Origin of the sequence: Aurantiacibacter sp. MUD11, assembly GCF_026967575.1 — a bacterium.
Lineage (GTDB): Bacteria > Pseudomonadota > Alphaproteobacteria > Sphingomonadales > Sphingomonadaceae > Alteraurantiacibacter.
Window position 1 is genome coordinate 347,926 of record NZ_CP114054.1, and the last position, 22,803, is coordinate 370,728.

Consider the following 22,803-nt stretch of genomic DNA (forward strand, 5'->3'; position numbering starts at 1 on the left):
GTGTCTTCTGAGCCACTTCCTGACGCGGTATCGGTAACGCCGAAACGCTCGCGCCTGCTGCGCCAGGCGGCCGTCACCGCGCGCCGGATCAACCTGTTCTTCTGGCTCGAAATTACCTGTTACGTTGCGCTTGCCATCATGGTGCTGACCGTCTGGCTCACCTTGTCAGGCAGGCCGAGCGACGGCGAGCCGGTGCCGTCATGGCAGGCTGCGGCAATGTTGGTCGGCACTCTGTTGCCGGCGCTTGGGCTGATCGTCCTCTGGGGTCGCCGAATTGCCAAGCGCAGGGCAGGGGGTACCACCGGTCGCCTGCACGTGAACCTGGTGTTCTTCTTCTCTCTGCTGGCGGCGATCCCGACGCTTTTCGTGGCGGTGTTCGCGTCGATCCTGTTCCAGTCGGGCGTGCAATTCTGGTTCAGTGACGATTCTCGCGGAATCCTCGACAATGCGAATGACCTTGCGCGTGGCTATTACGATCAGAACCAGCGCGCCGTGGGTGACAACACGTTGGCGATGGCCAGCGATCTGCGCTTCTTCCTGCAATTCATGAACATGGCCAGTGTCGAATTCCAGGAGCAGTATTTCCTCCAGGTATTCAATCGCGAGCTGAGCGAGAGCGCTATCCTGCAACAGGCCGAGGATGGCGAATTCCGCGTCATCGTCATCGCCGATCCGGACGAGGATATGGAACGCCAGCGCATCACGGCCGATGCGGTGGAAGGGCTGCAGGGCGGTGAAGCCGTGTTTGTGCGGGCGACCGAGGAACGCACAGAGGCGGTGGTGGTGCTGGATCGTCCACTCGGCCTCTACCTCTATGCTGCGCGGGATTCCGATGCTGAAGCGCTTTCGCAGTACCAGCGCGCGCAGAACGTGGTGGAAAGTTACGAAGCTCTGGCCCAGCGGGCGCGGGTATTGCAGCTGCAGTTCAACTTCGCGCTGTTCGGGGTCTCGCTCGCGCTGGTTGCCCTGGCGGTGTGGGCGGCGTTGCGCTTTGCCGACCGACAGGTGAAGCCATTGGCGGACCTGGCCGACGCGGCGCAGGAAATCGGTGCCGGCAACTATGCCATGCGCGTCGAGGGGCGCACCGGGCCGGACGAGATCGGTCTGCTCAACCGCGCCTTCAACCGCATGTCGGCGCAGATTGAACGGCAAACAGATGCCCTGATCGGCGCCAACCAGCAGCTGGATGAGCGCCGGGCCTTCATCGAGGCGGTGCTGCAATCCATCACCGCCGGTATCGTCTCCATCGACGGGGAAGGGCGGATCCTGCTGATGAACAGCTCGGCCCAGCGCCTGTTGCTCGATAGCGAAGGACCGGTGCCGGTGGAAATGCCGTTGGCAGAGGTTGCGCCGCAGCTTGCCACACTGGTGGACGAAGGTGCCAAAAGCGAGATCATCCAGATCAGCCGCGGCGGGGAACTGCTGACCCTGGCCGTGCAACTGGCGCCGGCGACCGAAGGTCACGTCATCACTTTTGAGGACATTACCCGACAGCTGCTCGACCAGCGCCAGGCCGCATGGTCCGACGTCGCCCGGCGCATCGCGCACGAAATCAAGAACCCGCTGACGCCGATCCAGCTCGCCACCGAGCGCCTCAAGCGGCGCTATTCCAAGCTGATCGAGAAGGATACCGAGCTGTTCGATGAGCTCACCGGCACCATCATCCGGCAGGTTGGCGACCTCAGGAAGATGGTCGACGAATTCTCCAGCTTCGCACGCCTGCCCAAGCCTGTCTTCCGCCAGGAGGACGCCGTCGACCTGGTCCGGCAAGCCTTGTTCCTGCAGGAAGTCGCACATCCGGAAATCAGCTACGGCTTCTCCGTCGAGGGCGAGATCCCGCCCATCGAATGTGATCGGCACCAATTGGGGCAGGCGATGACCAATGTTCTCAAGAACGCCGCCGAAGCAGTGGAATCGCTGATCCCCGATGCCGAGGCAGACTGGCGAGCCAGGATCAACGTGGCCATGTCGATCCACGGTGAGCACATGCACATCGACGTCACCGATAATGGCGTCGGCCTGCCGCAAGGCGGGGTTAATGTCATCGAACCCTATGTCACCACGCGGGAGAAGGGCACCGGCCTCGGCCTCGCGATCGTGAAGAAGATTGTCGAGGAGCACTCCGGTGACCTCGAATTCGCTTCGCTGCCCGAAGGCGGCACCCGCGCAACCTTGCGCTTTGCAATCCACCCGGAGGAACCGGGCGAACGCAGCGAAGCAGCCGAATGAGTATTGCAGGAGAGCATTGAATGGCACTCGATATCCTGGTCGTGGACGATGAACGCGATATTCGCGATCTCGTGGCCGGTGTCCTCAGCGACGAAGGCTACGAATGCCGCACCGCTGGCGACAGCAATACGGCGCTGGCAATGGTGGACGAGCGGCGTCCCAGCCTCGTGCTGCTGGACGTATGGCTGCACGGCAGCCCGATGGACGGGCTGGAAGTGCTCGATGCGATCAAGGCGCGCGAACCGAACCTGCCGGTGATCATTTTCTCCGGACACGGCAACGTCGATACGGCGGTTTCCGCTGTCAGCCGCGGGGCGATGGACTTCATCGAAAAGCCGTTCGAAGCGGAAAAGCTGCTGCACCTCGTCGAACGCGCGACCGAGACCGAGCGCCTGCGCCGCGAGAACGAGCGGCTGCGCGAGGGCATGGCCTCGCCCGACGAGTTCACGGGCAATTCCAGCGCCATCAACGCCGTGCGCGCCACGCTGAAGCGGGTTGCCAATACCGGCAGCCGCGTGTTGGTGAGCGGCCCGGCTGGGGCGGGCAAGGAAGTTGCCGCGCGCTTGCTCCATGCCTGGAGCCCGCGTGCCGACAAGGCCTTCGTCACCGTCAATTCGGCTCGCATCACGCCGGAGCGGTTCGAGTCCGAACTGTTCGGCGAAGAGGCTGACGGCAAGCTGGTGCGGCCCGGCCTCCTCGAACTCGCCGACGGTGGCACGCTCTACCTCGACGAGGTGGCGGACATGCCGGAGAGCACGCAGGCGCGCATCCTGCGCGTGCTGACCGACCAGAGCTTCGTGCGCGTCGGCGGCAACCGGCAGGTTGGCGTGGACGTTCGCGTGGTGTCCTCCACTGCGCGCGACCTGCTGGCGGAGATCGAGGAAAAGCGTTTCCGCGAGGACCTGTTCTACCGCCTCAACGTGGTGCCGATCGCCATCCCGCCGCTGAGCGAGCGCCGCGACGACATTCCCGCATTGGCCGAGCATTTCTTCACTCGCTATGCCCGCGAGCAGGGGCTGGAGCCGCCGACCATCGCGCCCGAAGCGCTGGCCGCCCTGCAAGCCTACGACTGGCCCGGCAACGTGCGCCAGCTGCGCAACGTAATCGAACGCACCGTTATCCTCGCCCCGCGCGAGGAATTCGGCACCATCACGCCGGACATGTTGCCACCCGAAGTGACCGGAGGTTCCGACGAAAGCGGTGGTGGAATGTCAACGCTGATGGGTGTTCCCCTGCGCGAGGCGCGCGAGAGCTTTGAGCGTGAATACCTGCGCATCCAGATCCGCCGTTTTTCTGGCAATATCTCCAAGACCGCCGGCTTTATCGGCATGGAACGGTCGGCTTTGCACCGTAAGTTGAAGCTGCTTGGAATGAACGAGCGGAACGGGAACGGCGACAAGGAATAGAACTTCTTGCAGGCGAGGTGGAACAATTCGCCTTGCTTGTGCATTCCACTTCTTGATATGCTGCACCGCACAACGATGTGTAGCGGTGAGTCACGGTTTTGTCATACCGGGCCACCAGACTGCGGCCATGCGCCGCCAAGAAAATGGAGTCAGGTAAATGACCAAAGGTACACTTTCGGCACGCCCGCGAGCAGCGGCTGAGCCCGAGGCGAGCGCCAAGCCTGCCAATTCCGGCAAGGGCGCCAATCTCCAGGACGTTTTCCTCAATCACCTGCGTCGGGAGAAAATCCCGGTGACTATGTTCCTCGTCAAGGGCGTGAAGCTGCAGGGTATCGTCACCTGGTTCGACAATTTCTCCATCCTGCTGCGTCGCGACGGGCAGTCCCAGCTGGTCTACAAGCACGCGATCTCCACGATCATGCCCGGCCAGCCGATGGATGCCGACCAGTTCGGCCCTGGACCGCTGGCCGGTCGCAAGCAGCGCCTGTTGCAGGACATCTTCCTCTCCCGCGTGCGCGATGCCGAGGTGCAGGTAACGATGTTCCTCGTGAATGGCGTCATGCTGCAGGGACGCATCGCCAGCTTCGACCTGTTCTGCATGCTGCTGGAACGTGACGGATACGTCCAGCTCGCCTACAAGCACGCGGTGTCGACCATCCAGCCCGCCAGCCCGGTCGACCTGACCGATGACCTGGATGACGACGAAAGCGACGACTGATTTTCGACGACGACATTGAAGGCGAGGTGACGCGCGGTGCGCGCGCCCTCGTCATATGCCCCGATATTCGCGCGCAGCGGCGCGACGACGATCCCGATGCCCGCCTGGCCGAGGCCGAGGGGCTTGCGCTCGCCATCGGCATAGTCGTGGCGCACAGCTATGTCCTGCCCGTGCGCATGGTGAGGCCGAACACCCTGTTCGGTGAAGGGCAGGTGCAGCGCATCGCCACCGACTGTGAGCTGCATGAGGCCGAACTGGTCATCGTCGATGGTGCACTGACGCCAATCCAGCAGCGCAACCTGGAAGACAAGATCGGCCGCAAGGTGATCGACCGTACCGGCCTGATCCTCGAGATTTTCGGGGAGCGGGCATCGACGGCTGAAGGTCGCTTGCAGGTCGAGCTGGCGCATCTCGACTACCAGCAGAGCCGCCTGGTCCGCAGCTGGACTCACCTCGAGCGCCAGCGTGGCGGCTTCGGCTTCCTCGGCGGACCCGGTGAAACGCAGATCGAGGCCGACCGCCGGATGATCCGCGACCGGATGGCCAAGCTGCGCCGGGAACTGGAACAGGTGCGCAAGACGCGCGAACTGCACCGCAAGCGGCGGGGCAGGGCACCCTGGCCGGTCATCGCCCTGGTGGGCTATACCAATGCCGGCAAGTCGACCCTGTTCAATCGCATGACCGGGGCTGACGTCATGGCCGAGGACCTGCTCTTCGCCACGCTGGACCCGACCATGCGCGCCATCACCCTGCCGGGCGTCGAAAAGGCGATCCTGTCGGACACTGTGGGCTTCATCTCCGACCTGCCGACCCAGCTTGTCGCCGCCTTCCGCGCGACGCTGGAAGAGGTCACCGCGGCTGACATCGTGCTGCACGTGCGCGACATCGCCAACCCGGACAGCGCCTCGCAGAAGAAGCAGGTGCTGCACGTGCTGGGCGAACTGGGCGTGGTCGAAGACGCTGGGGAAGGGGAGGCCACGCCGATCCTCGAGGTCTGGAACAAGTGGGACCTGCTGAGCGACGAACAGCGCGAGGCACTGGGCGAGGTTGCCGCGCAAGACGACAAGGTCATGGCGATTTCCGCCGTCACCGGCGAAGGCGTCGAGGAATTGCGCGAGAAGCTGGGCGCGTTGCTGACGCAGGGTGCGCGACTGCACTCGCTGGTCCTGCCGGCGGCCGACGGCCAGCGCATTGCCTGGCTGCACGCGCATGGCGAAGTGCTGTCAGACGAGGATGCAGGCGAGGGAGAGGGCGGTCCGCTGCGCCGCATCGAGGTGCGGCTGACCGAGAAGGAACTCGGCCGGTTCGAGGCGCTGGGCGCCTAGCCCTCCGCCCGTTTGACGCGCTGCCAGTATTCCTCCTGCTCATCGAGCGAGAGGCTGGCGAAATCCTTCCCGTCGGCAGTCGCCATTTGCTCCATGGCCCGGAAACGGCGTTCGAACTTGGCGTTTGAAGCGCGCAAGGCCTCTTCGGCATCGACGCCGTAGCGCCGAATGATGTTCACGGCGACGAAGAGGACATCGCCAGCCTCGACAAGTTTCTCTTCGTCCGAAGCGGATTCGAGCTCGTCGATCTCCTCGAGCAGCTTGTCTCGGGGCCCTTTGACGTCATGCCACTCGAACCCGACCCGCGCGGCACGCTTTTGCAGCTTCTCGGAACGCATGAGGGCCGGTAGCGCCGGCGCCACGCCGTCCATCGCGCTCTCAGCGCCGCTGTCCGCCCGTTCTGCGGCCTTTATGTCTTCCCAGCGCTGGCCGTCCATGACGCCGCCTTCGTCGCCGAAGATATGCGGATGGCGGGCTTCCATCTTGTCCGAAATGGCGCGCGCAACATCGTCGAAGGTGAAATGACCGGCTTCCTCAGCCATGCGCGCGTGAAAGACGACTTGCAGCAGGAGGTCGCCAAGTTCGCCACGCAGGTCAGCCATGTCGTTGCGCTCGATGGCGTCGGCGACTTCGTATGCTTCCTCGATCGTGTACGGCGCGATCGTCTTGAAGTTTTGCGCGACATCCCATTCGCAGCCATGCTCGGGATCACGCAGCCGGGCCATGATCGAGAGGAGGCGGGAAATCTGGTCGGCCATGCGGAAAGCTACCTTGGGATGATAATATATATTATGTAAAATATATTAGAGGCTGCGAGGGGGGCTTTCGGTCAGATCACCATTCCGAACACCAGCGCGATACCCGTGAAGATACACAGCCAAATCAGAGCCATGCGCACCGTTCTTGACGCATTGATGCGATGCGACCGGTATGCGCCGAGCGCGAGCACCAGCCAGCCGACCAAGGCGACGATTGAAACGATGGCTCCATCATTCATGCGACCAGCTCCATTCCGTCGTATCCCACCAGGACATTGTCGGGAATTTCGCTGCTCAGCGTCGCATAGTCCATGCTCTTGTCGAGATGCGACAGCACCGTCGTGCCGGCGCGCGTTCGTTCGGCCAGTTCCAGCGCCTCTGCCAGGCTGGCATGCGTCGGGTGCGGCTCACGGCGCAGGCAATCGGTCACCAGAATGTCGATCTCGTAGAACAGATCGACCATATCGTCGGTAATCTCACTGAAGTCCGTCGCATAACCGATTGATTTCCCGTCAGCTTCAAAGCGATATGCGGTTGTCGTGATCGGTCCGTGCGGCATTTCCACGCTCTCGACGCCAAATCCGGCATGGATCCGCAAGGTATCGAGCGATTTCAGCTCGACTATTGTCGGATATCCATATTGGCCGGCAAACACGTAGCCAAAGCGATTGCGCAGCCTGTGGCAGGTCTCGTTTGAGGCAAAACCGGGAATGCCGGCGGTCCTGCCGAAGCGCATCGGGCGCAGGTCGTCGATACCGTGGCAATGATCGGCGTGGTCATGCGTCCAGAATACGCCATCGACCTTGTCGATATTGTTGGCGAGCAGTTGGGAGCGCAGGTCCGGCGACGTATCCACCAGCAGGCGCGAACCCTCGTTGCTTTCGACGATAATCGAAACCCGGCTCCGCCGGTTCTTCGGCTCCGCCGGATCGCATTCACCCCAGTCGTTACCGATGCGCGGAACCCCGGTTGACGTACCGCAACCAAGGACGATCAGTTTCACGAAGGGGCCTCGGCTTTCGTGAACAAGTTGAAGAAGTTGGCGGACGTGATTGCCGCGATTTCCTCGACTGGCTGACCACGGAGTTCGGCCACGAATTCGGCGGTATGCCGAACGAATGCCGGCTCGCAGGTCTTCCCGCGGTGCGGGACCGGTGCCAGGAACGGGCTATCAGTCTCGACGAGCAGTCGCTCCGGCGGGATTTCGGGCACGAATTCCTGGATTTCGCGGGCGTTCTTGAAGGTCACGATGCCCGAGAGCGAAATCGTCAGGCCCAGTTCCAGTACCTTGCGGCCGAAGTCGGCCGAGGCGGTGAAGCAGTGAATGAGCGCCGGAAAGGCGCCCTTCTCCATCTCGTCCCGCAGGATCTCGATAGTGTCCTCTTCCGCGTCGCGCGTGTGGATGACGATCGGCAGCCTGGTTTCGCGCGCTACCCCGATATGCATGCGGAACAGGTCGCGCTGCACGGCGCGATCGGACTTGTCGTAATAGTAATCCAGCCCGCTTTCGCCGATGCCGATCACCCGCTCGTGGTTCGTCGCGTCGAGCAGTACCTGGCGGCCGAGGTCGGCATGCTTGTCAGCCTCGTGCGGATGGATGCCCACCGTGGCCCATACATCGGGTTCCCGCTCCGCCGTGGCGACAATGTCGCGCCATTCGCGTTCGCGGGTCGAAATATTGAGGAATCCGGTGATACCGGCGGCGCGCGCATTGGCGAGCACGTCCTGCTGGCGTTCCACCAGCCCCTCGTAATTGAGGTGGCAATGACTGTCGATCAGCGGGGCGTGAACGGTCATTGCGCGCCCTCCCCCTCGCTTTCAGGCAGTTCCAGCCGCGGGAAAATGCCCTGCGGCTTCTCGATCCGGTAATCGCTCTCGGCGAGCGGCGAGTACCAGTGCGAACGAATACCCTCGGGCGTACGCAGTTCGGGATCGATACCCATGGCATCGAGCAGCTTCGCCATCGACCCCGGCATGACCGGGATGACCGCCACGGCCAATTGCGCGATGCAGATGTAGAGCGTGGCGAGCACGGTCTTCATCCTTTCGAAATCGGTCTTCTTCAGCGCCCAGGGCGCCTGCGCGTCGATGTAGGCGTTACAGGCGAATACGGCGCCCATCCACGCCTCCAATGCCTGCGCAAAGGCGAGGTCCGCATAGGCAGCGGGCATTTCCTCGTGGATCACCCGATCGATATGGGCGAACAGCTCGTTGTCCTCAGCAGTGTGCCCGCTGATCGGCGGCAGGTTGCCCTCGCAATTCTTGAACAGCAGCGACAGCGTGCGCTGCGCGAGGTTTCCAAAGCTGTTGGCGAGTTCCGAATTTGCTCGGTTTACAATGGCTTCCTGTGAATAGCTGCCATCCTGTCCGAAGGTGAACTCGCGCAGCAGGAAATAGCGCAGTGTGTCCACGCCATAGGCATCGACCAGTTCGCCCGGATCGGTGACATTGCCGAGCGACTTGCTCTCCTTCTGCCCGCGATTGAGCAGGAAGCCGTGGCCGAACACCTGCCTGGGCAGTGCGATATTGGCGCTCATCAGGAAGGCCGGCCAGTAGACCGTGTGGAAGCGCACGATGTCCTTGCCGATCAGGTGCAGGTCGGCGGGCCAGAACTTGGCCATCTCTTCCGTTTCGTCAGGATAGCCGAGACCGGTGAGGTAGTTGGTGAGCGCATCCACCCAGACATACATCACGTGGCCTTCACTGTTCGGCACCGGCACACCCCAGTCGAAGCTGGTGCGGCTGACCGAAAGGTCGCGCAGGCCGCCCTCGACGAAACGCATCACCTCGTTGCGGCGGCTTTCGGGACGGATGAAGTCGGGATTCTCGCGGTAGAATGCCAGCAACTTGTCGGCGTAGTTCGACAGGCGGAAGAACCAGGTCTCCTCGGCGGTCCACTCCACCGGGGTGCCCTGCGGGGAAAGCTTCTCCCCACCCTCGCCTTCGACCAGTTCGCTCTCGTCGTAATAGGCTTCGTCGCGGACCGAGTACCATCCCTCGTAACGGTCGAGATAGAGGTCGCCATTGGCCTCCATCGCCTGCCAGATCGCCTGGCTGGCACGATAGTGTTCTTCCTCCGTCGTGCGGATGAAGCGATCGTAGCTTATGTCCAACCGGTCGAAGAGTTCGCGGAAATAGCCGGACATCTCGTCCGCCAGCGCGCGCGGCGTCATGCCGAGTTCGCGCGCTTTCTGCGCCATTTTCAGGCCATGCTCGTCCGTTCCGGTCTGGAAGCGCACTTCACGCCCCATCTGGCGATGGAAGCGGGCGAGCACGTCAGCGGCAATCGTCTCGTAGGCATGGCCGATATGCGGCTTGCCATTGGGATAGTGAATCGCGGTGGTGAGGTAGAATGTGTCAGGCATTGGCGGCTTCACTAGAAGCCGCAAGGTTGGCGAGCAAGGTGCCGATTTCCATCACCAGCAATCCGGGGTCGAAATTGTAGGTCGGTGCCTGCCCGGCAAGCCGCACCAGCGCACCGTGGGTTTCGACCAGTGCCGGGATTTGCCGCCCGGTGACGCCATGCATGCGATCAGCCACGACTGCGCGCGCCAGTTCGATGGCGGCAAGCTGCTTTTCCCGGCTCGGACGGGCGCCCATGGCGGCCGCCAGCTGGCCGCGCAGGGCAAAGTCGGGATCGCCGCGATCGACGACTTCGCGCATCAGCTGGTGGATCTTGCCCAGGTCCAGTTCGACGAAATCGATGGCTGCACCGGGAGAGCCGCTGGCAGCTGCAATTGCAGCCTCGCGCATATCGGCGCTGGCCTGCGGACTTTCGCGCGCGAGGATGGCGTCCATGTCGGCATCGGACACGCGCGGAAACGTCAGCACCGGGCAACGCGAACGGATCGTCGGCAGCAACCTGCCCAGCCGATGGGCGATCAGCAGGAAGAAAGTGCCTTGTGGCGGTTCCTCCAGGCTCTTGAGCAGCGCGTTGGCCGCGCCCGGTTCTAGGTCGTCGGCCGGGTCGATGATGACCGCCCGACGGCTGCCCAGCGTGGGCCGCGTCGTCAGCCGGCGCTGGAGTTCGCGGATCTGGTCGATCTTGATGTTGCGCGCCAGCTCGTATGGCTTGCCGTCCGCCTGCTTGCGCGCCTCGGCATCGTTCTTGGGCGGATGGGTAAGATAGCGGATGTCCGGATGGTCGCCTTCGGGCTGGGGGATGCCGTCTTCCGCTACCAGTTCGCGCGCGGCGGCCAGTGCGAAGGCGGATTTCCCCACGCCCTTGCGGCCAGAGAGGATCCAGCCGTGGTGCATCCGCTCGCCGGACAAGGCGCGGCGCCACTCGGCCCAGGCCTCGTCATGGCCAATGTAGCTCACCCGCCCTCACCTGTCAGCGGCGCCATCGCGCGCATGATCCTCTCGTGCACCTCGCTGGGCGTGCCTTCGGCGGAGATGGCGACGAAGCGTTCGGGATCGCTCGCGGCCAGCGTGCGGAAGCGTTCGGCGACACCTGCGTGATAGGCGGCAGACCGGCCACCGATGCGATCCGAATTGTCGCCATCGCGTTCCGCCAGGCGCTGTGCCACCTCCTCGCTGTCGGCCTGCAGCAGGAATGTCAGGTCCGGCATCAGCCCCCACGAACCGATATTGTGCAGCGCCATGATGGCATCGTCGAACAGGTCATCCCCGCCGCCCTGGTAGGCGCGTGACGAATCGACGAAGCGATCGCACACCACCCAGGCGCCGCGATCGAGCGCCGGAGCGATGGTCTTCTCGACATGGTCCGCGCGTGCGGCGGCGAACAGCAGTGCTTCGGTGCGGCCGCCGATTTCAAGTTCGCTGTCGAGCAGGAGCTTGCGGATAGCCTCCGCTCCGGGCGTGCCGCCTGGTTCGCGCGTCAGCACAACCTCGATGCCACGGGCGCGCAAGGCATCGGCCAGCATGGCGGCCTGGGTCGACTTGCCCACACCTTCCCCACCTTCAAGGCTGATGAAACGCCCGCTGCTCACGCCGTCCACTTCCTCCATGCATTGGCAATCCGTTGCAGGACATTGGCCTGCGGCACCGACTGGGCCGCTTCAAGCGGCACTTCCATGGCTATCTCGCCATCGACGCTGAGGCGCAAGCGGGCAATCCGGTCACCTTCCATGATCGGCGCCTGGATCGGACCGCGATAGACGACTTCCATCGTCCAGTTGGCTTGCTCCTGCGCCTCTCGCGGGATTGCCGCCGTGACATTGTGCGGTGTGCGAAGCGGCACCTGCGGCGCGGCACCGTCCTGTACTTGCGCGCTGCCGACCTCGAAGCCGCCGGGCACCACGGTGCGCTGTTCGAACTCGTCGAACCCCCATTCCAGCAAGGCCCGCGCGGTCCGGTCACGCAGCGGTCCGTCAGGCGCCCCCGCCAGGACCATGACCAGTCGCCTGCCCTCTCGCTCTGCCGAGCCCAGGAAGGTGAAGCCGGCCTCGCGCGTGTAACCGGTCTTCATGCCGTCAGCGCCGTTCACCCGGCCGGTGACCGGATCGTGATTGGCCTGCGTGATGTCGCCCCAGCGCAGGGTACGATGACCAAAATAGCGACGGTAGAGAATCGGGTAATCCTGCGTGATAGCCCGCGCGAGGGTCACCAGGTCTTCTGCCGTGGTGTAGGTCTGCCCGCCGTCGGGATAGCCATTGGCAGAGCCGAAATGCGTGTTGCGCATGCCCAGTTCGCGCGCATTCGCGTTCATCAGGTCCAGCCATGCCTCCAGCGAACCGGTGGCAGCCACGGCCAGTGCCACGCTCGCGTCATTGCCGGATACGGTGGTGATGCCCAGCAGCAGCTGGCCGATGGTCGGCTGATCCCCCGCCCGCAGGAACATGTTGGAGCCTTCGTTGTACCAGGCTTCCTCCAGCTCTTCCGAATAGGCGAAAGTCATGCCGGGGTGCAGTTCGCCATCCTCGATCAACTTGAAGGCGGTGTAGGCGGTCATCACCTTGGTGACCGAAGCGGGCACAAAGCGGCGTTCCGCCTCGCGCGAGAACAGCGTCTGCCCGGTCGACAGGTCGACCAGCAGCCCGACCGGTATTTCCTGCGGCACCGGAGCGGGAGACGGGGCGGAATTGGCAGGAGTGGCGGCCAGGCCAAGCGCTGCTGCCGCGATTGCCAGTCCTCTCAGATAACGCACACGCACTCCACCACACGAAAGCGGCGGAGATGCAGGCTCAGCCGCTGGTCAGGATTCGAGCGTCGGTATAGCCCGCGCGATGGACATTGGCGAGCGACGCCTCGGCTTCTCCACGGGTTGCGAAGGGGCCGGTTCGAACACGGAAGTAGCGTCCGGCTTGCGATACTTCGCCGCCCAGCACGTTGGCAGCGCTGCGCGCCCGCTCGATGGTGGAAAAGGTCGCGGCCTGAACCATGAATCGGCCGTCGGCAGCGGGCTGCGCTTCAGCTTCGACCTCCGCCTCCGCCACTTCCGGTGCGGGTTCGACGGCGGCTTCGGCCACGGTCGCGGTTTCCACTGGGGCTTCGGCTACGCTGGTTTCCAGCTCCACCGGCGCTGGCACCAGCACTTCGACCGCAGCGACATACTCCGCCGGCCCATCGGCGGACGGGAGCTCCGCGGCAGGAGCCGGTGTTGCAGTTGAAGCGGCAACCTCGACCGTCTCGATCGGCTGGGGAATTGCCGCGTCGGCGCTCAGCGAGGCCGAGCCGCTGGCCGGCAAACGGCGGCGCAGAACCGAAACCAGCGACATCGGGGTATCCATGCGCAAGGGCGCGGCATTGCCTGATCGCAGCATGGCGCGCTGCTCCTCCGGCGGATTGACGCGGCGCAGGCGGACCGGGGTTTCCGCCGTGGCGCCCAGCTGCGCCATGGCTGCCGGCGACAGGGCGACGAGGTGGGTGGAATCCATCGGACCGCGGCGTTCCAGCCGCACCAGCACTGTCCGTCCGCTCTCCAGCGAGGTCACTTCGGCATAGCTGGGAACGGGCAGCGTATGATGCGCGCCGGTATAACCCATGGTGCCCGTTTCGGCGGTCAGGTAGCCGACCTCGTCATAGTTGAAGACGTCGACCGGCGTGTAGGTGATGCCGTCCACGGTATAGGGCGCGCCTACGGTGATCGGGTAGTCCGCCTGCGGGCCGTTGGCGGCGGGCGTGGCGGCAACCGAAGCCAGCCCGGCATCGCGCGACGAGCCGCAAGCCGCCAGTGCAGCGGCAAACGACATGGTTACCGTAAGGCGCGCAAATGCGCGAACTTTCTGGCTATCGGGCAATCTCATCTGCAAGCAACCCCACGCTCATCGCGTAATAGTTCGAGCAGTTATATTCGAGGATAACCTTATAATTCTGCGTTAAGAGGTAGCCCGGCTCGGCCCGGCCATCGGGTTCGAACAGGGCAGCCATAACGTCATCGCCGATGGGTGCGCGCGGTTCCACGCCGCGTTCGCGCCACTCGCGGACGGTCAGCCAGCGGCTGTGGCGCTCGTGCACGCGCGGACACACGGGCGATGTGACGCGGTTCTCGATCCCGGCAAGGTTGGCGGAATTCGGCACGTAGGCGCGTACCGCCCATGGTTCCCCCGTGCGCCATCCGGCATCGCGGAAATAGTTGGCGATCGAATGCAGTGTGTCGACGTCGCTGGTCCACACGTCGCGGTCGCCATCGCCGTCGCCATCGACGGCCAGCCGGAGGTAGACGCTCGGCAGGAACTGGCCGTTGCCGAAGGCTCCTGCCCAACTGCCCGTAAGCTGGTCACGCGGGACACCCTGGTCGACCATCTTGAGCACGTCGATCAGTTCGCGTTCGAACAGCGTGCGGCGGCGCCCATCCCAAGCCAAGGTGGCCAGCGAGCGCGGCAGGTCGAAGCTGCCCATCACCGCGCCATAGGCCGTCTCATGTCCCCAAATGGCGACGAGTATCTCGGCCGGGACGCCATATTGCCGCTCCACCTCTGCGGCCAATGGACGCACTTCGGCGAGCTTGCGCACTCCGCCGGAGATCCGTGAGGGCGTATTGTGACGGCGAAGGTAGCTGGACATCCAGGCGAAGCCCGTTGCCGGATTGACCGAGCCACCCGAGGACACGTTGTCGCGGTCCAGTTCCAGCACGCGCGAGTGCGGCGTGAGACCGGTGAAGACCCTGTCGATGGTCGCCTGGCTGACGCCCTCCCCCCGCGCCTTTTGCGCGACGGTGGCGAGATACTCGTCGAAAGGCTCCTCCTGCGCGGTAGCAGGAGTGACTGTCAGCACGATCGCGGCGGCAAGAGCGCCGATGCGGCGCAGTCTGGGAAACATCATGGCAGGCAGCCTAATGCAGGCTGCCTGCCGATGGAATCCCCGGAAATGCGCAATGCGGCCAAGTGCCGCTGGCGTACGCCTATTCGTCGAGCGGGGCGTAAGGCGGCTGCATGTTCGGGTTGCGCTCCAGCATTTCGGAGAACGGCCCGAAGCCGCAATTCTCTTCCTCGCAATAGGTTACCGTGTGCACGTAACGGAGCTTGCCATTCTCGACCCGGAACGTGTGGCTGTCGGGACGGCGGTTCTCACCGAATTCGAGGAAGACGTTCACCGCCCCCTTGTCCACGTCGACGACATAGCGACGGTTCACCAGTTCCACGCCCTCGGGCACGCCGACATTGCAGGTGTCGGTCGGCTCACCGCGACCGGAGTAGATGCCGCCTTCCAGCCGCGCGCAGGGCTCGCCCCATGGCACCTCGACCGTGGGATCGTTGAACAGGTCGAGATAGGCGTCGGCAGCAGCGATCAGCTCTTCCCGGCTGGCGCGCTCGCCTTCGGGAATGATGCCCCAGTCCTCGCGCCGGGCGTATTCATAGGTGGCTTCCGCGTCGAACAGCCAGTCCCCCTCGTCGGTGACGATGTTGTCGAACGGGCCGACGCCGAAAAACCCCTGACCAAACTGCGTGGCGGTGACGATGGGGTTTTCCGCATCCTTCATCACGGCTTCGACGAACACCTGGCAGGTGGTCGTGTCGAGCAGTGCCAGATGCCAGTTCACCTCCCTTGCCGGGCTCAGGAAGCCGCCGAGCGAGGCGCGACCGAAGTTCTCATTGTAGTCGACCCACTCGCCCAGCTGCATGGTCATCATCGTGCCCTGCTCGATGGCGGCAACCCAGCTGTCGGCCATTTCCTGCAGCTGGTCGCGCGTGCAGGCGCCTTGGGCGAATGCAGGCGTGGCGGTAGTCATGGCAGCGGTTGCGGCAAGCAAGGCGCAAATCTTGCGGGTCATTGTCTGTCGGTCCTCTCTCTTGTCCCGTGGCCGTTACGCGGCCCATCGTTGACTTTGTACAATTCCTAGCGCGCCGTTTAACGGCTGTCACGAGGGGGAATGGAGAGGCCGCGACCAATCTGTGCGAGGTTTTCCTCGCGATTGACGGAGCAGGTACAGGCACCGCAAGCTAATCGGGGTTCGTCGGCTGCAGGTTCGCCTCGATCCATGCCTTCGTTTCGGCAACGATCCCCTGCAATTCCCATATCTCGTTTCGGCCAGCTGTGTCCGGTGCGGCCTCGATGACAGCAGCAATCGCTTCCAGTCTGGAGGCCCCTACAACAGCAGCTGCCCCCTTCAGCGAACGCGCCTCTGCGCAAGCCGCTCCGTGGTCGCCTGACTCGATGAACCCTGCGATCCTGCCAGCCTGGGTTGTGCTGCTTTGGGCAAATCTACGCATGATGGCGCTCAGAGCTTTTGCACCAACCGAGTCCATCATGCGCTCCAGCTCACCCTGTTCGATCAGGTCCAGATGGGCAAACGAAATGGGTTGTGTCATGCAACGAACATGGACCGGGTGGGCGCGAATGGCAACGTTCCCAATCGCCCGCGAATGAATTCAGGGAGTTCATCGATTGTCCACCGTGGTCTACCCCGTACTGGCCTTCTTGGCAGGGGGAATCGCAGTCACTTTCGCGCGCTTCATGTGGGGGCGATGGCAGGCTGATTCGCCCGCCGGCCTTGCCATTGCAGCGGATCGTCGTGCGAAATTCGACGGGTTCCCGGATGACCCGGGCGTCATGCGGGTGATCATCGGTTCCGACAGGGTGCGCCGGTATGTGTCCCCGGCCTGTAAGCAAATCCTCGGGTTCGACGTCGAAGAGATGGTCGGCCAGTCGCCGCTGGCCGGCATTCATCCGGATGATCGGGCGCACACGCTGGAAGTGAGCGAGAGCCTGCTGCGCGGTGCCAAGGCGCGGATTGCCCGGTACCGGCACCTGCACAAGGATGGCCACTACGTTTGGCTCGAAGCGAACTTCCGGACGATTACCGATAGCGAGACGGGCCTGGTGAAGGAATTCGTCGGCACCGTGCGCGACATCTCCGACCGAACCAACGACGAACTGCGGTCCGAAGAAGAGCGCGCACGCCTGCGCGAAAGCACTCGCCTGCTGCAGATGGCGGAAGCCATGGCGAATGTCGGCCACTGGAAGGTGGACCTGGTCAGCGGCAGCCTGTTCTGGTCACATGAGGTGTACAAGATTCACGGCGTACCGGCCAACTTCATTCCCAGTCTCGAGAAGGCGGTCGAATTCTACCACCCCGAGGATCGCGAAATCGTGCAGAGGGCGCTCGAACGCGCCATCGACCAGATGGAAGACTTCTCGTTCCAGGCTCGTATCGTCCGGCCGGACGGCACCCTTCGCCATGTCGTTTCGGTGGGGCAGTGTGAGGAATCGGTTGCGGGAGAGGTCGTTGGCGTCGTCGGAGTGTTCAAGGACATCACCGACACCTTCGCGGCGGCACGGGAACTGCAGGAAGCGCGCGACAAGGCCGAGGCTGCGGTCGCGGCGAAAAGCGCCTTTCTGGCGAATATGAGCCACGAGATCCGTACGCCGATGAACAGCGTTATCCGGTTTGCCGAATTGCTGGCGAATTCCGGGCTGAACCGTGATCAGCAGGGGCAGGCGCGGCAGATCATCGAGTCCAGCCACAGCATGATGCCGCTGCTCAACGACTTGCTGGACTTCTCCAAGGTGGAAGCCGGACGGCTGGAACTGCGGGAGAAGGCGACCGACCTGCCCCACTTGTTGCGCGGCTCGCGTGCACTGGTCGAACCGGATGCAGAGGCAAAGGGTGTCCGCTGCGAGCTGGTCGTGGCCTCGGATGTCCCGCGCTGGATAAGGGCGGACAAGCTGCGTCTGCGGCAGATCATTCTCAACCTGCTGAGCAATGCCGTGAAATTTACCGACAGCGGCACGGTTACCCTCGTCGCCGAAGTCGCCGAGGGGGTGGATGGCCCGCTGTTGAACCTGGCCGTCAGGGACACCGGCATCGGCATCGCTGGCGGGAAGCTCGACGCTATCTTTGGTCACTTCGAACAGGCTACCCCCGACATCCACGGGCGATTTGGCGGCACCGGCCTCGGGCTTGCCATCTCGCGTGAGCTTGCGCTGCTGATGGGCGGCACCTTGACCGTGGAAAGCGAGCTGCAGGAAGGTTCCTGCTTCACGCTTTCCGTCCCCTTGGTCACGACCAGCGCCTCTGCCGCGGCGCGCGACGAGGGAACCCAGCTGACGCCGCTCGTCCAGGGTGCGCGGGTGCTGGTGGCGGAAGACAACGACGTCAACCAGCTGCTGATGACGGCCATGCTCGACAAGCTCGGGGTCGAGCATGGCATTGCCGGCAACGGTGCTGCGGCGGTTGAGCAGGTCAGGTCGGCAGAGGGTGCCGGCAAGCCCTACGATCTCGTGCTGATGGATATCCAGATGCCCGAAGTCGACGGTTACGAAGCGACGCGGCTACTGCGCGGAAGCGGGTTCGACTTGCACAGGTTGCCGATTGTCGCCCTCACCGCCAATGCCTTTCCCGAGGACCGGGAACGGGTGCTGGATGCGGGAATGCAGGACCACCTGGCAAAGCCGATTTCGCTGCAGGCGCTGGCCGGCGTGATCGCCAAATTCGCCGGCAGCAAGGAAACCGTCTGGCCCTGAAGCTGGCGGATGGGGTGGGATTCGAACCCACGAAGGGCTTGCACCCTTGCCGGTTTTCAAGACCGGTGCATTCAACCGCTCTGCCACCCATCCGACCGAGCGCGTGCCAGCTAGCCGCAAAGCCGCGCCTTGTCACGCGGCTTAGATGTGCAGCGCGCGTCCGTAGGAGGCGAGCACGCTTTCGTGCATCGATTCCGAGATGGTCGGGTGCGGGAACACCGTCTGCATCAGCTCGGCCTCAGTCGTTTCCAGTGTCTTTCCGACGACGAAGCCCTGGATCATCTCGGTGACTTCCGCGCCCACCATGTGCGCCCCCAGCAGTTCGCCCGTGGCGGCATCGAACACGGTCTTCACGAAACCCTCGGCCTCGCCCAGAGCGATGGCCTTGCCGTTGCCGATGAAGGGGAAAGTGCCCGCCTTCACCTTGTAGCCGGCTTCCTTCGCCTTCTCCTCGGTCAGGCCGACACTGGCGATTTGCGGGTGGCAGTAGGTGCAGCCCGGGATGTTGCCGCGATCCAGCGGGTGCGGGTGGACATCCTTGTTGCCCAGCTCCTGCGCGATGGCTTCGGCGGTGGTTACGCCCTCGTGGCTTGCCTTGTGCGCCAGCCACGGACCCGGCGTGCAGTCGCCGATGGCCCACAGGCCCTTCGACTTGGTGCGGCCATAGGGATCGATCTGGATGAAGCCGCGATCCAGCTCGGCCAGCTTCTCGATACCGATGTTCTCGGTGTTGGGCACGATGCCGATGGCGACGATGCAATGGGTGAACTCGGTGGTCGCAACCTTGCCGTCCTTGCCCTTGATCTTGGCGATCACGCCCTTGTCGGTGGCCTTGATGTCCTCCACGCCGGCGCCGGTCATGATGGTCATGCCCTGCTTGGTGAGGCTCTTTTCAAGGAAGGCGGAGACGTCCTTGTCCTCCACCGGCACGATCCGGTCGAGCATCTCGACCACGGTAACATCGCAGCCCATGTCGTTGTAGAAGCTGGCAAATTCGATGCCGATGGCACCCGAACCGATCACCAGCAGCTTCTTCGGCATTTCCGGCGGGGTCATGGCGGTGCGATAGGTCCAGATGCGCTTGCCGTCAGCCGGAGCGAACGGCAGGTCGCGTGCCCGCGCACCGGTAGCCACGATCACGTGCTTGGCGGTGAGCTTCTCCTCGCCCTTCTCGCCCTTCACCGTCAGGCTGGTGGGGCCGGTCAGCGTGCCCTCGCCCATGTGGACGGTGATCTTGTTCTTCTTCATCAGGTGGGTGACGCCCTGGTTCAGCTGCTTGGCGACGCCGCGGCTGCGCTTCACCACGGCTTCCAGGTCTGCCTCGATCTCGCCCGCGATCTTCAGGCCGTAATCCTTGGCGTGCTGGGCGTAATGCAGGATTTCCGCAGACCGGAGCAGCGCCTTGGTGGGGATGCAGCCCCAGTTGAGGCAGATGCCGCCCAGCAGTTCCCGTTCGACGATGGCGGTCTTCAGGCCCAGCTGCGCGCAGCGGATTGCCGCGACATAGCCGCCGGGGCCGGAACCGAGAACGATGACGTCGTAATTGTTGGCCATTTTACTGTCCTGACTTCAGATCGGATGAGCTAATGTGGAACACTTGGAACACTGTCCTGGAGAGGAAAACTCCGGGCCCGATCCCGTGTTGAAATTGACGGTCGGCAAGGCGGGAAGCATGGCGAGGCATTGCCTCTCGCCTGCCGGCTGGAACGCGCTGTAGGCAACGCCAATCATGCCGCGCCCTCCGCATCGACCGGACGCGGTTTGCCGGCATCGTCGATGGCGACGAAGGTGAACTTGGCACAGGTGACCAGCTCCTCGTCTTCCGAATGGCGATCGCGGCGATAGGCGTCGGTGGCGATCACCATGCTGGTGCGGCCGACCTTGACGATATCGGCATAGACGGAGACCTCGTCTCCCACCTTCACCGGCTTGTGGAACTCCACCGCGTCCATCGCGACGGTAACCGCCCGGCCCTTCGCCCGCCGCGCGGCGACCAGCCCCGCGCCGGAATCCATCAGGCTCATCAGCCAGCCGCCGAAAATGTCGCCATAGGCATTGGCGTCGGCCGGCATGGCGGTGACGCGGATGGCGGGATCGCGGTGTTCCGCGGCTCCGCTCAAGCCACCAGCCCCAGCGGCGCCTCGCACAGTTCCTTGAAGGCCTTCATCAGCTGGGCGCCGTCGGCACCGTCGATGGCGCGGTGGTCGAAGCTGCCCGTGGCGCTCATCACCGTGGCGATCTGCAGGCTGTCATCGACCACATAGGGGCGCTTCTCGCCCGCGCCGATGGCCATGATCATGCCCTGCGGCGGGTTGATGACGGCTTCGAACTGCTTGATGCCGAACATGCCCATGTTGGACAGGCTGGCGGTGCCGCCCTGGTATTCTTCCGGGGCCAGCTTGCCGTCCTTCGCACGGGTGGCAAGGTCCTTCATCTCGGTGCTGATCTTGCTCATCGCCTTGCTGCCCGCATCGGTGACGATGGGGGTGATCAGGCCGTTCGGGATGCTGACCGCCACCGAGATGTCGGCGCGCTTGAACTTCAGCATGGAATCGCCTGCAAACTGCACGTTGCACTCTGGCACCTGTTCCAGCGACTTGGCCAGCGCCTTGATCAGCATGTCGTTGACCGACAGCTTCACGCCTTGCGGCTCCAGCGCCGCGTTCAGCTCGCTGCGCAGCTTCAGCAGAGCATCGAGGCGGATATCCACCGTCAGGTAGATGTGCGGCACCTGCTGCTTGGACTCGGTCAGGCGGCGCGCGATCGTCTTGCGCATGCCGGAAAGCTTTTCGACCTCGTGCGGGATGCCGAAATCCTGCGCTTCCGCCGGAGCGGCAGCCGGGGCCGGAGCGGCAGCGGGCGCAGCGGCAGGCGCGGCGGCACCGGGCTTGGCGCTTTCGACGTCGGCCTTGACGATGCGACCGTTGGGGCCGGTGCCCTTCACGGTGGCAAGGTCGATACCCTTCTGCTCGGCAATGCGCTTCGCCAGCGGCGAGGCGATGATGCGGTCGCCCGAGGCGGCGGCCGGTGCAGGAGCGGGAGTGGGTGCAGGAGCCGGTGCGGCGGCGGGTGCGGCCTCGGCCTTTTCTTCGGCGGCAGCGGGTGCCGGAGCCGGCGCGGCGGCGCCGTCGCCCATCGGCTGCACGTCGCCCACGTCTTCGCCGTCTTCGGCGAGCGTGGCGATCACGGTGCCGACGGAAACGCCCTCGGTACCTTCTTCCACCTGGATATGGGCAATGGTGCCCTCGTCTACCGCTTCGAACTCCATCGTGGCCTTGTCGGTCTCGATTTCGGCCATGATGTCGCCGGCGGATACCTGGTCACCAACCTTGACCAGCCATTTGGCGAGTGTGCCCTCCTCCATCGTCGGTGAAAGTGCGGGCATCTTGATGGCAATCGGCATTGAAGCGGAGGCTCCCTGGCTGCTTGGATGTCGTGTCGTGCGCTCATTGGCCAATTTGGCCGCGAGGGGCAAGCTATCTTGCGGAATTCTAGGTTTCGCCCGATACCAAGTCTACGGGAGAACAAAGCATGCGGGTCTATCTCACCATTATCGACGAGACGGAGGAGTCGCACGTCGCCCTGCGCTTCGCCGCGCGCCGTGCGGCGAAGACCGGCGGCGTCGTGCATCTGCTGGCCCTCGTCCCGCGCCAGGCGTTCAATGCCTTTGGCGGGGTGCAGGCGACGATCGAGGAAGAGGCCCGCGATCGTGCTGAAGTCCTTGCCAATTCCGCCGCTGGCGAGCTGATGTACGAAAGCGGCAAGATGCCGCAGATCGCCGTGCGCGTGGGGGACGGCAAGACCGTTATCAATGAATACCTGTCCGACCATCCGGAGGTGGCTGCGCTGGTGCTGGGGGCCGCATCCGAAGGCCCGCCGGGGCCGCTCGTGACGCACTTTTCCACCCATGCCGGCGGCCTGCAATGTCCGCTGTTCATCGTTCCCGGTGGCCTGACGACCGAGGAAATCGACCGCTTAAGTTAGCGTGCCGCGCGTAGGGTAATCGTTCTTGGTGATGAAATCGATTCCGCTCAGCAGGTCGTTGATCGGCGGGCGGGTGAACGGGGCGTTCTGTGTTACCGCGAAGTACAGCTTGCGGTCGGGGTAGAGCAGGAACATGCCGGGTTCGCTGAACACTTCAGGCTCCTGGCTGCCTTCGCGCTTTTGCGAGATGTAGAGGCCCCATTCGCGGGCCTGCTCCTCGCTCAGGCTGTGCGCCAGCGGCAGGTCGTGCGTGTCCCATTCCTCGTGCGAGACCGCCGCGCGTTCCGGGCTGTCCATCGAGATGGCGAAGACATTGATGCCGCGACTGGTGAAATCGTCCAGCCGGTTGCCGATTTCCTCCAGCTGCTTACGGCAGATCGGGCAGTGCTTGCCGCGATAGAACACCAGCATGGTGAAGTTGTCCGGCGTCTGGTCGGACAGCTTGATGCGCGCGTCGATGGTCAGCGGCAGGTCGAGGTCAGGGGCGGTATCGCCGGGCTTGAGCATGATCGAAA

General features: G+C 63.9%; 22 protein-coding genes and 1 tRNA gene. 6 read left to right on the forward strand and 17 right to left on the reverse strand.

Annotated features, from left to right (window positions below; genetic code table 11):
• The 4 genes from OZN62_RS01765 (at position 1) to hflX (ending at position 5,678) form a co-directional block, all read left to right on the forward strand.
• On the forward strand, positions 1 to 2,229 hold the full coding sequence (locus OZN62_RS01765) for a sensor histidine kinase (protein WP_269100991.1): 2,229 nt from the start codon (positions 1 to 3) through the stop codon (positions 2,227 to 2,229).
• A gap of 20 nt (positions 2,230 to 2,249) precedes the next feature.
• On the forward strand, positions 2,250 to 3,635 hold the full coding sequence (gene ntrX / locus OZN62_RS01770; RefSeq protein ID WP_269100993.1) for a nitrogen assimilation response regulator NtrX: 1,386 nt from the start codon (positions 2,250 to 2,252) through the stop codon (positions 3,633 to 3,635).
• Positions 3,636 to 3,792: 157 nt separating this feature from the next.
• Positions 3,793 to 4,353, forward strand: a complete 561-nt coding sequence (gene hfq, locus OZN62_RS01775; RefSeq protein WP_269100995.1) for an RNA chaperone Hfq — start codon at positions 3,793 to 3,795, stop codon at positions 4,351 to 4,353.
• Positions 4,354 to 4,379: 26 nt separating this feature from the next.
• The gene (hflX, locus tag OZN62_RS01780) at positions 4,380 to 5,678 is read left to right on the forward strand and encodes a GTPase HflX (RefSeq protein WP_269100997.1); all 1,299 of its coding nucleotides are present in this window, start codon (positions 4,380 to 4,382) and stop codon (positions 5,676 to 5,678) included.
• Here hflX and mazG read toward each other — a convergent pair.
• The 12 genes from mazG to OZN62_RS01840 form a co-directional block, all read right to left on the reverse strand.
• Complete coding sequence (mazG, locus tag OZN62_RS01785) at positions 5,675 to 6,436, reverse strand: nucleoside triphosphate pyrophosphohydrolase (RefSeq protein WP_269100998.1); 762 nt, start codon at positions 6,434 to 6,436, stop codon at positions 5,675 to 5,677. The genes hflX and mazG overlap by 4 nt on opposite strands.
• A 71-nt stretch (positions 6,437 to 6,507) precedes the next feature.
• The gene (locus OZN62_RS01790) at positions 6,508 to 6,675 is read right to left on the reverse strand and encodes a hypothetical protein (protein ID WP_269101001.1); all 168 of its coding nucleotides are present in this window, start codon (positions 6,673 to 6,675) and stop codon (positions 6,508 to 6,510) included.
• The gene (locus OZN62_RS01795; RefSeq protein ID WP_269101003.1) at positions 6,672 to 7,439 is read right to left on the reverse strand and encodes an MBL fold metallo-hydrolase; all 768 of its coding nucleotides are present in this window, start codon (positions 7,437 to 7,439) and stop codon (positions 6,672 to 6,674) included. Before OZN62_RS01795 ends, OZN62_RS01790 begins: the two co-directional genes overlap by 4 nt.
• The gene (locus OZN62_RS01800) at positions 7,436 to 8,233 is read right to left on the reverse strand and encodes a TatD family hydrolase (RefSeq protein ID WP_269101005.1); all 798 of its coding nucleotides are present in this window, start codon (positions 8,231 to 8,233) and stop codon (positions 7,436 to 7,438) included. The genes OZN62_RS01795 and OZN62_RS01800 overlap by 4 nt, the downstream gene beginning before the upstream one ends.
• Positions 8,230 to 9,801, reverse strand: coding sequence for a methionine--tRNA ligase (gene metG / locus OZN62_RS01805; protein ID WP_269101006.1), 1,572 nt, complete (start codon positions 9,799 to 9,801; stop codon positions 8,230 to 8,232). The genes OZN62_RS01800 and metG overlap by 4 nt, the downstream gene beginning before the upstream one ends.
• The gene (locus tag OZN62_RS01810) at positions 9,794 to 10,756 is read right to left on the reverse strand and encodes a DNA polymerase III subunit delta' (RefSeq protein WP_269101007.1); all 963 of its coding nucleotides are present in this window, start codon (positions 10,754 to 10,756) and stop codon (positions 9,794 to 9,796) included. Before OZN62_RS01810 ends, metG begins: the two co-directional genes overlap by 8 nt.
• Complete coding sequence (gene tmk, locus OZN62_RS01815) at positions 10,753 to 11,388, reverse strand: dTMP kinase (RefSeq protein ID WP_269101008.1); 636 nt, start codon at positions 11,386 to 11,388, stop codon at positions 10,753 to 10,755. Before tmk ends, OZN62_RS01810 begins: the two co-directional genes overlap by 4 nt.
• The gene (locus tag OZN62_RS01820; protein ID WP_269101010.1) at positions 11,385 to 12,545 is read right to left on the reverse strand and encodes a D-alanyl-D-alanine carboxypeptidase family protein; all 1,161 of its coding nucleotides are present in this window, start codon (positions 12,543 to 12,545) and stop codon (positions 11,385 to 11,387) included. The genes tmk and OZN62_RS01820 overlap by 4 nt, the downstream gene beginning before the upstream one ends.
• Positions 12,546 to 12,582: 37 nt before the next feature.
• On the reverse strand, positions 12,583 to 13,590 hold the full coding sequence (locus tag OZN62_RS01825) for an SPOR domain-containing protein (RefSeq protein WP_269101012.1): 1,008 nt from the start codon (positions 13,588 to 13,590) through the stop codon (positions 12,583 to 12,585).
• A 37-nt stretch (positions 13,591 to 13,627) separates the two neighbouring features.
• On the reverse strand, positions 13,628 to 14,659 hold the full coding sequence (locus OZN62_RS01830) for a lytic murein transglycosylase (protein ID WP_442864405.1): 1,032 nt from the start codon (positions 14,657 to 14,659) through the stop codon (positions 13,628 to 13,630).
• An 82-nt stretch (positions 14,660 to 14,741) separates the two neighbouring features.
• Positions 14,742 to 15,611 (reverse strand): hypothetical protein, encoded by an 870-nt coding sequence (locus OZN62_RS01835; protein ID WP_269101016.1) that lies wholly within the window; start codon positions 15,609 to 15,611, stop codon positions 14,742 to 14,744.
• Positions 15,612 to 15,780: 169 nt separating this feature from the next.
• Positions 15,781 to 16,149, reverse strand: coding sequence for an Hpt domain-containing protein (locus OZN62_RS01840; protein WP_269101018.1), 369 nt, complete (start codon positions 16,147 to 16,149; stop codon positions 15,781 to 15,783).
• A gap of 145 nt (positions 16,150 to 16,294) precedes the next feature.
• On the opposite strand from OZN62_RS01840, the gene OZN62_RS01845 reads away from it, so the two are divergent.
• Positions 16,295 to 18,304, forward strand: coding sequence for a PAS domain-containing hybrid sensor histidine kinase/response regulator (locus tag OZN62_RS01845; protein ID WP_269101020.1), 2,010 nt, complete (start codon positions 16,295 to 16,297; stop codon positions 18,302 to 18,304).
• Between the two features lie 3 nt (positions 18,305 to 18,307).
• Here the strand turns inward: OZN62_RS01845 and OZN62_RS01850 are convergent.
• The 4 genes from OZN62_RS01850 to OZN62_RS01865 all read right to left on the reverse strand — a co-directional run bounded on the left by OZN62_RS01850 (position 18,308) and on the right by OZN62_RS01865 (position 21,707).
• Positions 18,308 to 18,397 (reverse strand) — tRNA-Ser (locus tag OZN62_RS01850).
• A gap of 48 nt (positions 18,398 to 18,445) precedes the next feature.
• Entirely contained in the window at positions 18,446 to 19,858 is a 1,413-nt protein-coding gene (gene lpdA, locus OZN62_RS01855) for a dihydrolipoyl dehydrogenase (protein WP_269101022.1), read from the reverse strand.
• A 173-nt stretch (positions 19,859 to 20,031) separates the two neighbouring features.
• Entirely contained in the window at positions 20,032 to 20,376 is a 345-nt protein-coding gene (locus OZN62_RS01860) for an acyl-CoA thioesterase (protein ID WP_269102201.1), read from the reverse strand.
• 44 nt (positions 20,377 to 20,420) lie between these two features.
• Positions 20,421 to 21,707, reverse strand: a complete 1,287-nt coding sequence (locus OZN62_RS01865; RefSeq protein ID WP_269101024.1) for a pyruvate dehydrogenase complex dihydrolipoamide acetyltransferase — start codon at positions 21,705 to 21,707, stop codon at positions 20,421 to 20,423.
• Positions 21,708 to 21,835: 128 nt separating this feature from the next.
• Between OZN62_RS01865 and OZN62_RS01870 the strand changes: the two genes are divergently transcribed.
• Positions 21,836 to 22,288 carry a universal stress protein gene (locus OZN62_RS01870; RefSeq protein ID WP_269101026.1) on the forward strand — a complete coding sequence of 151 codons (453 nt, stop codon included), beginning with the start codon at positions 21,836 to 21,838 and terminating at the stop codon, positions 22,286 to 22,288.
• Here the strand turns inward: OZN62_RS01870 and OZN62_RS01875 are convergent.
• On the reverse strand, positions 22,280 to 22,795 hold the full coding sequence (locus OZN62_RS01875) for a peroxiredoxin-like family protein (protein ID WP_269101028.1): 516 nt from the start codon (positions 22,793 to 22,795) through the stop codon (positions 22,280 to 22,282). The genes OZN62_RS01870 and OZN62_RS01875 overlap by 9 nt on opposite strands.
• Positions 22,796 to 22,803 lie beyond the last annotated feature (8 nt).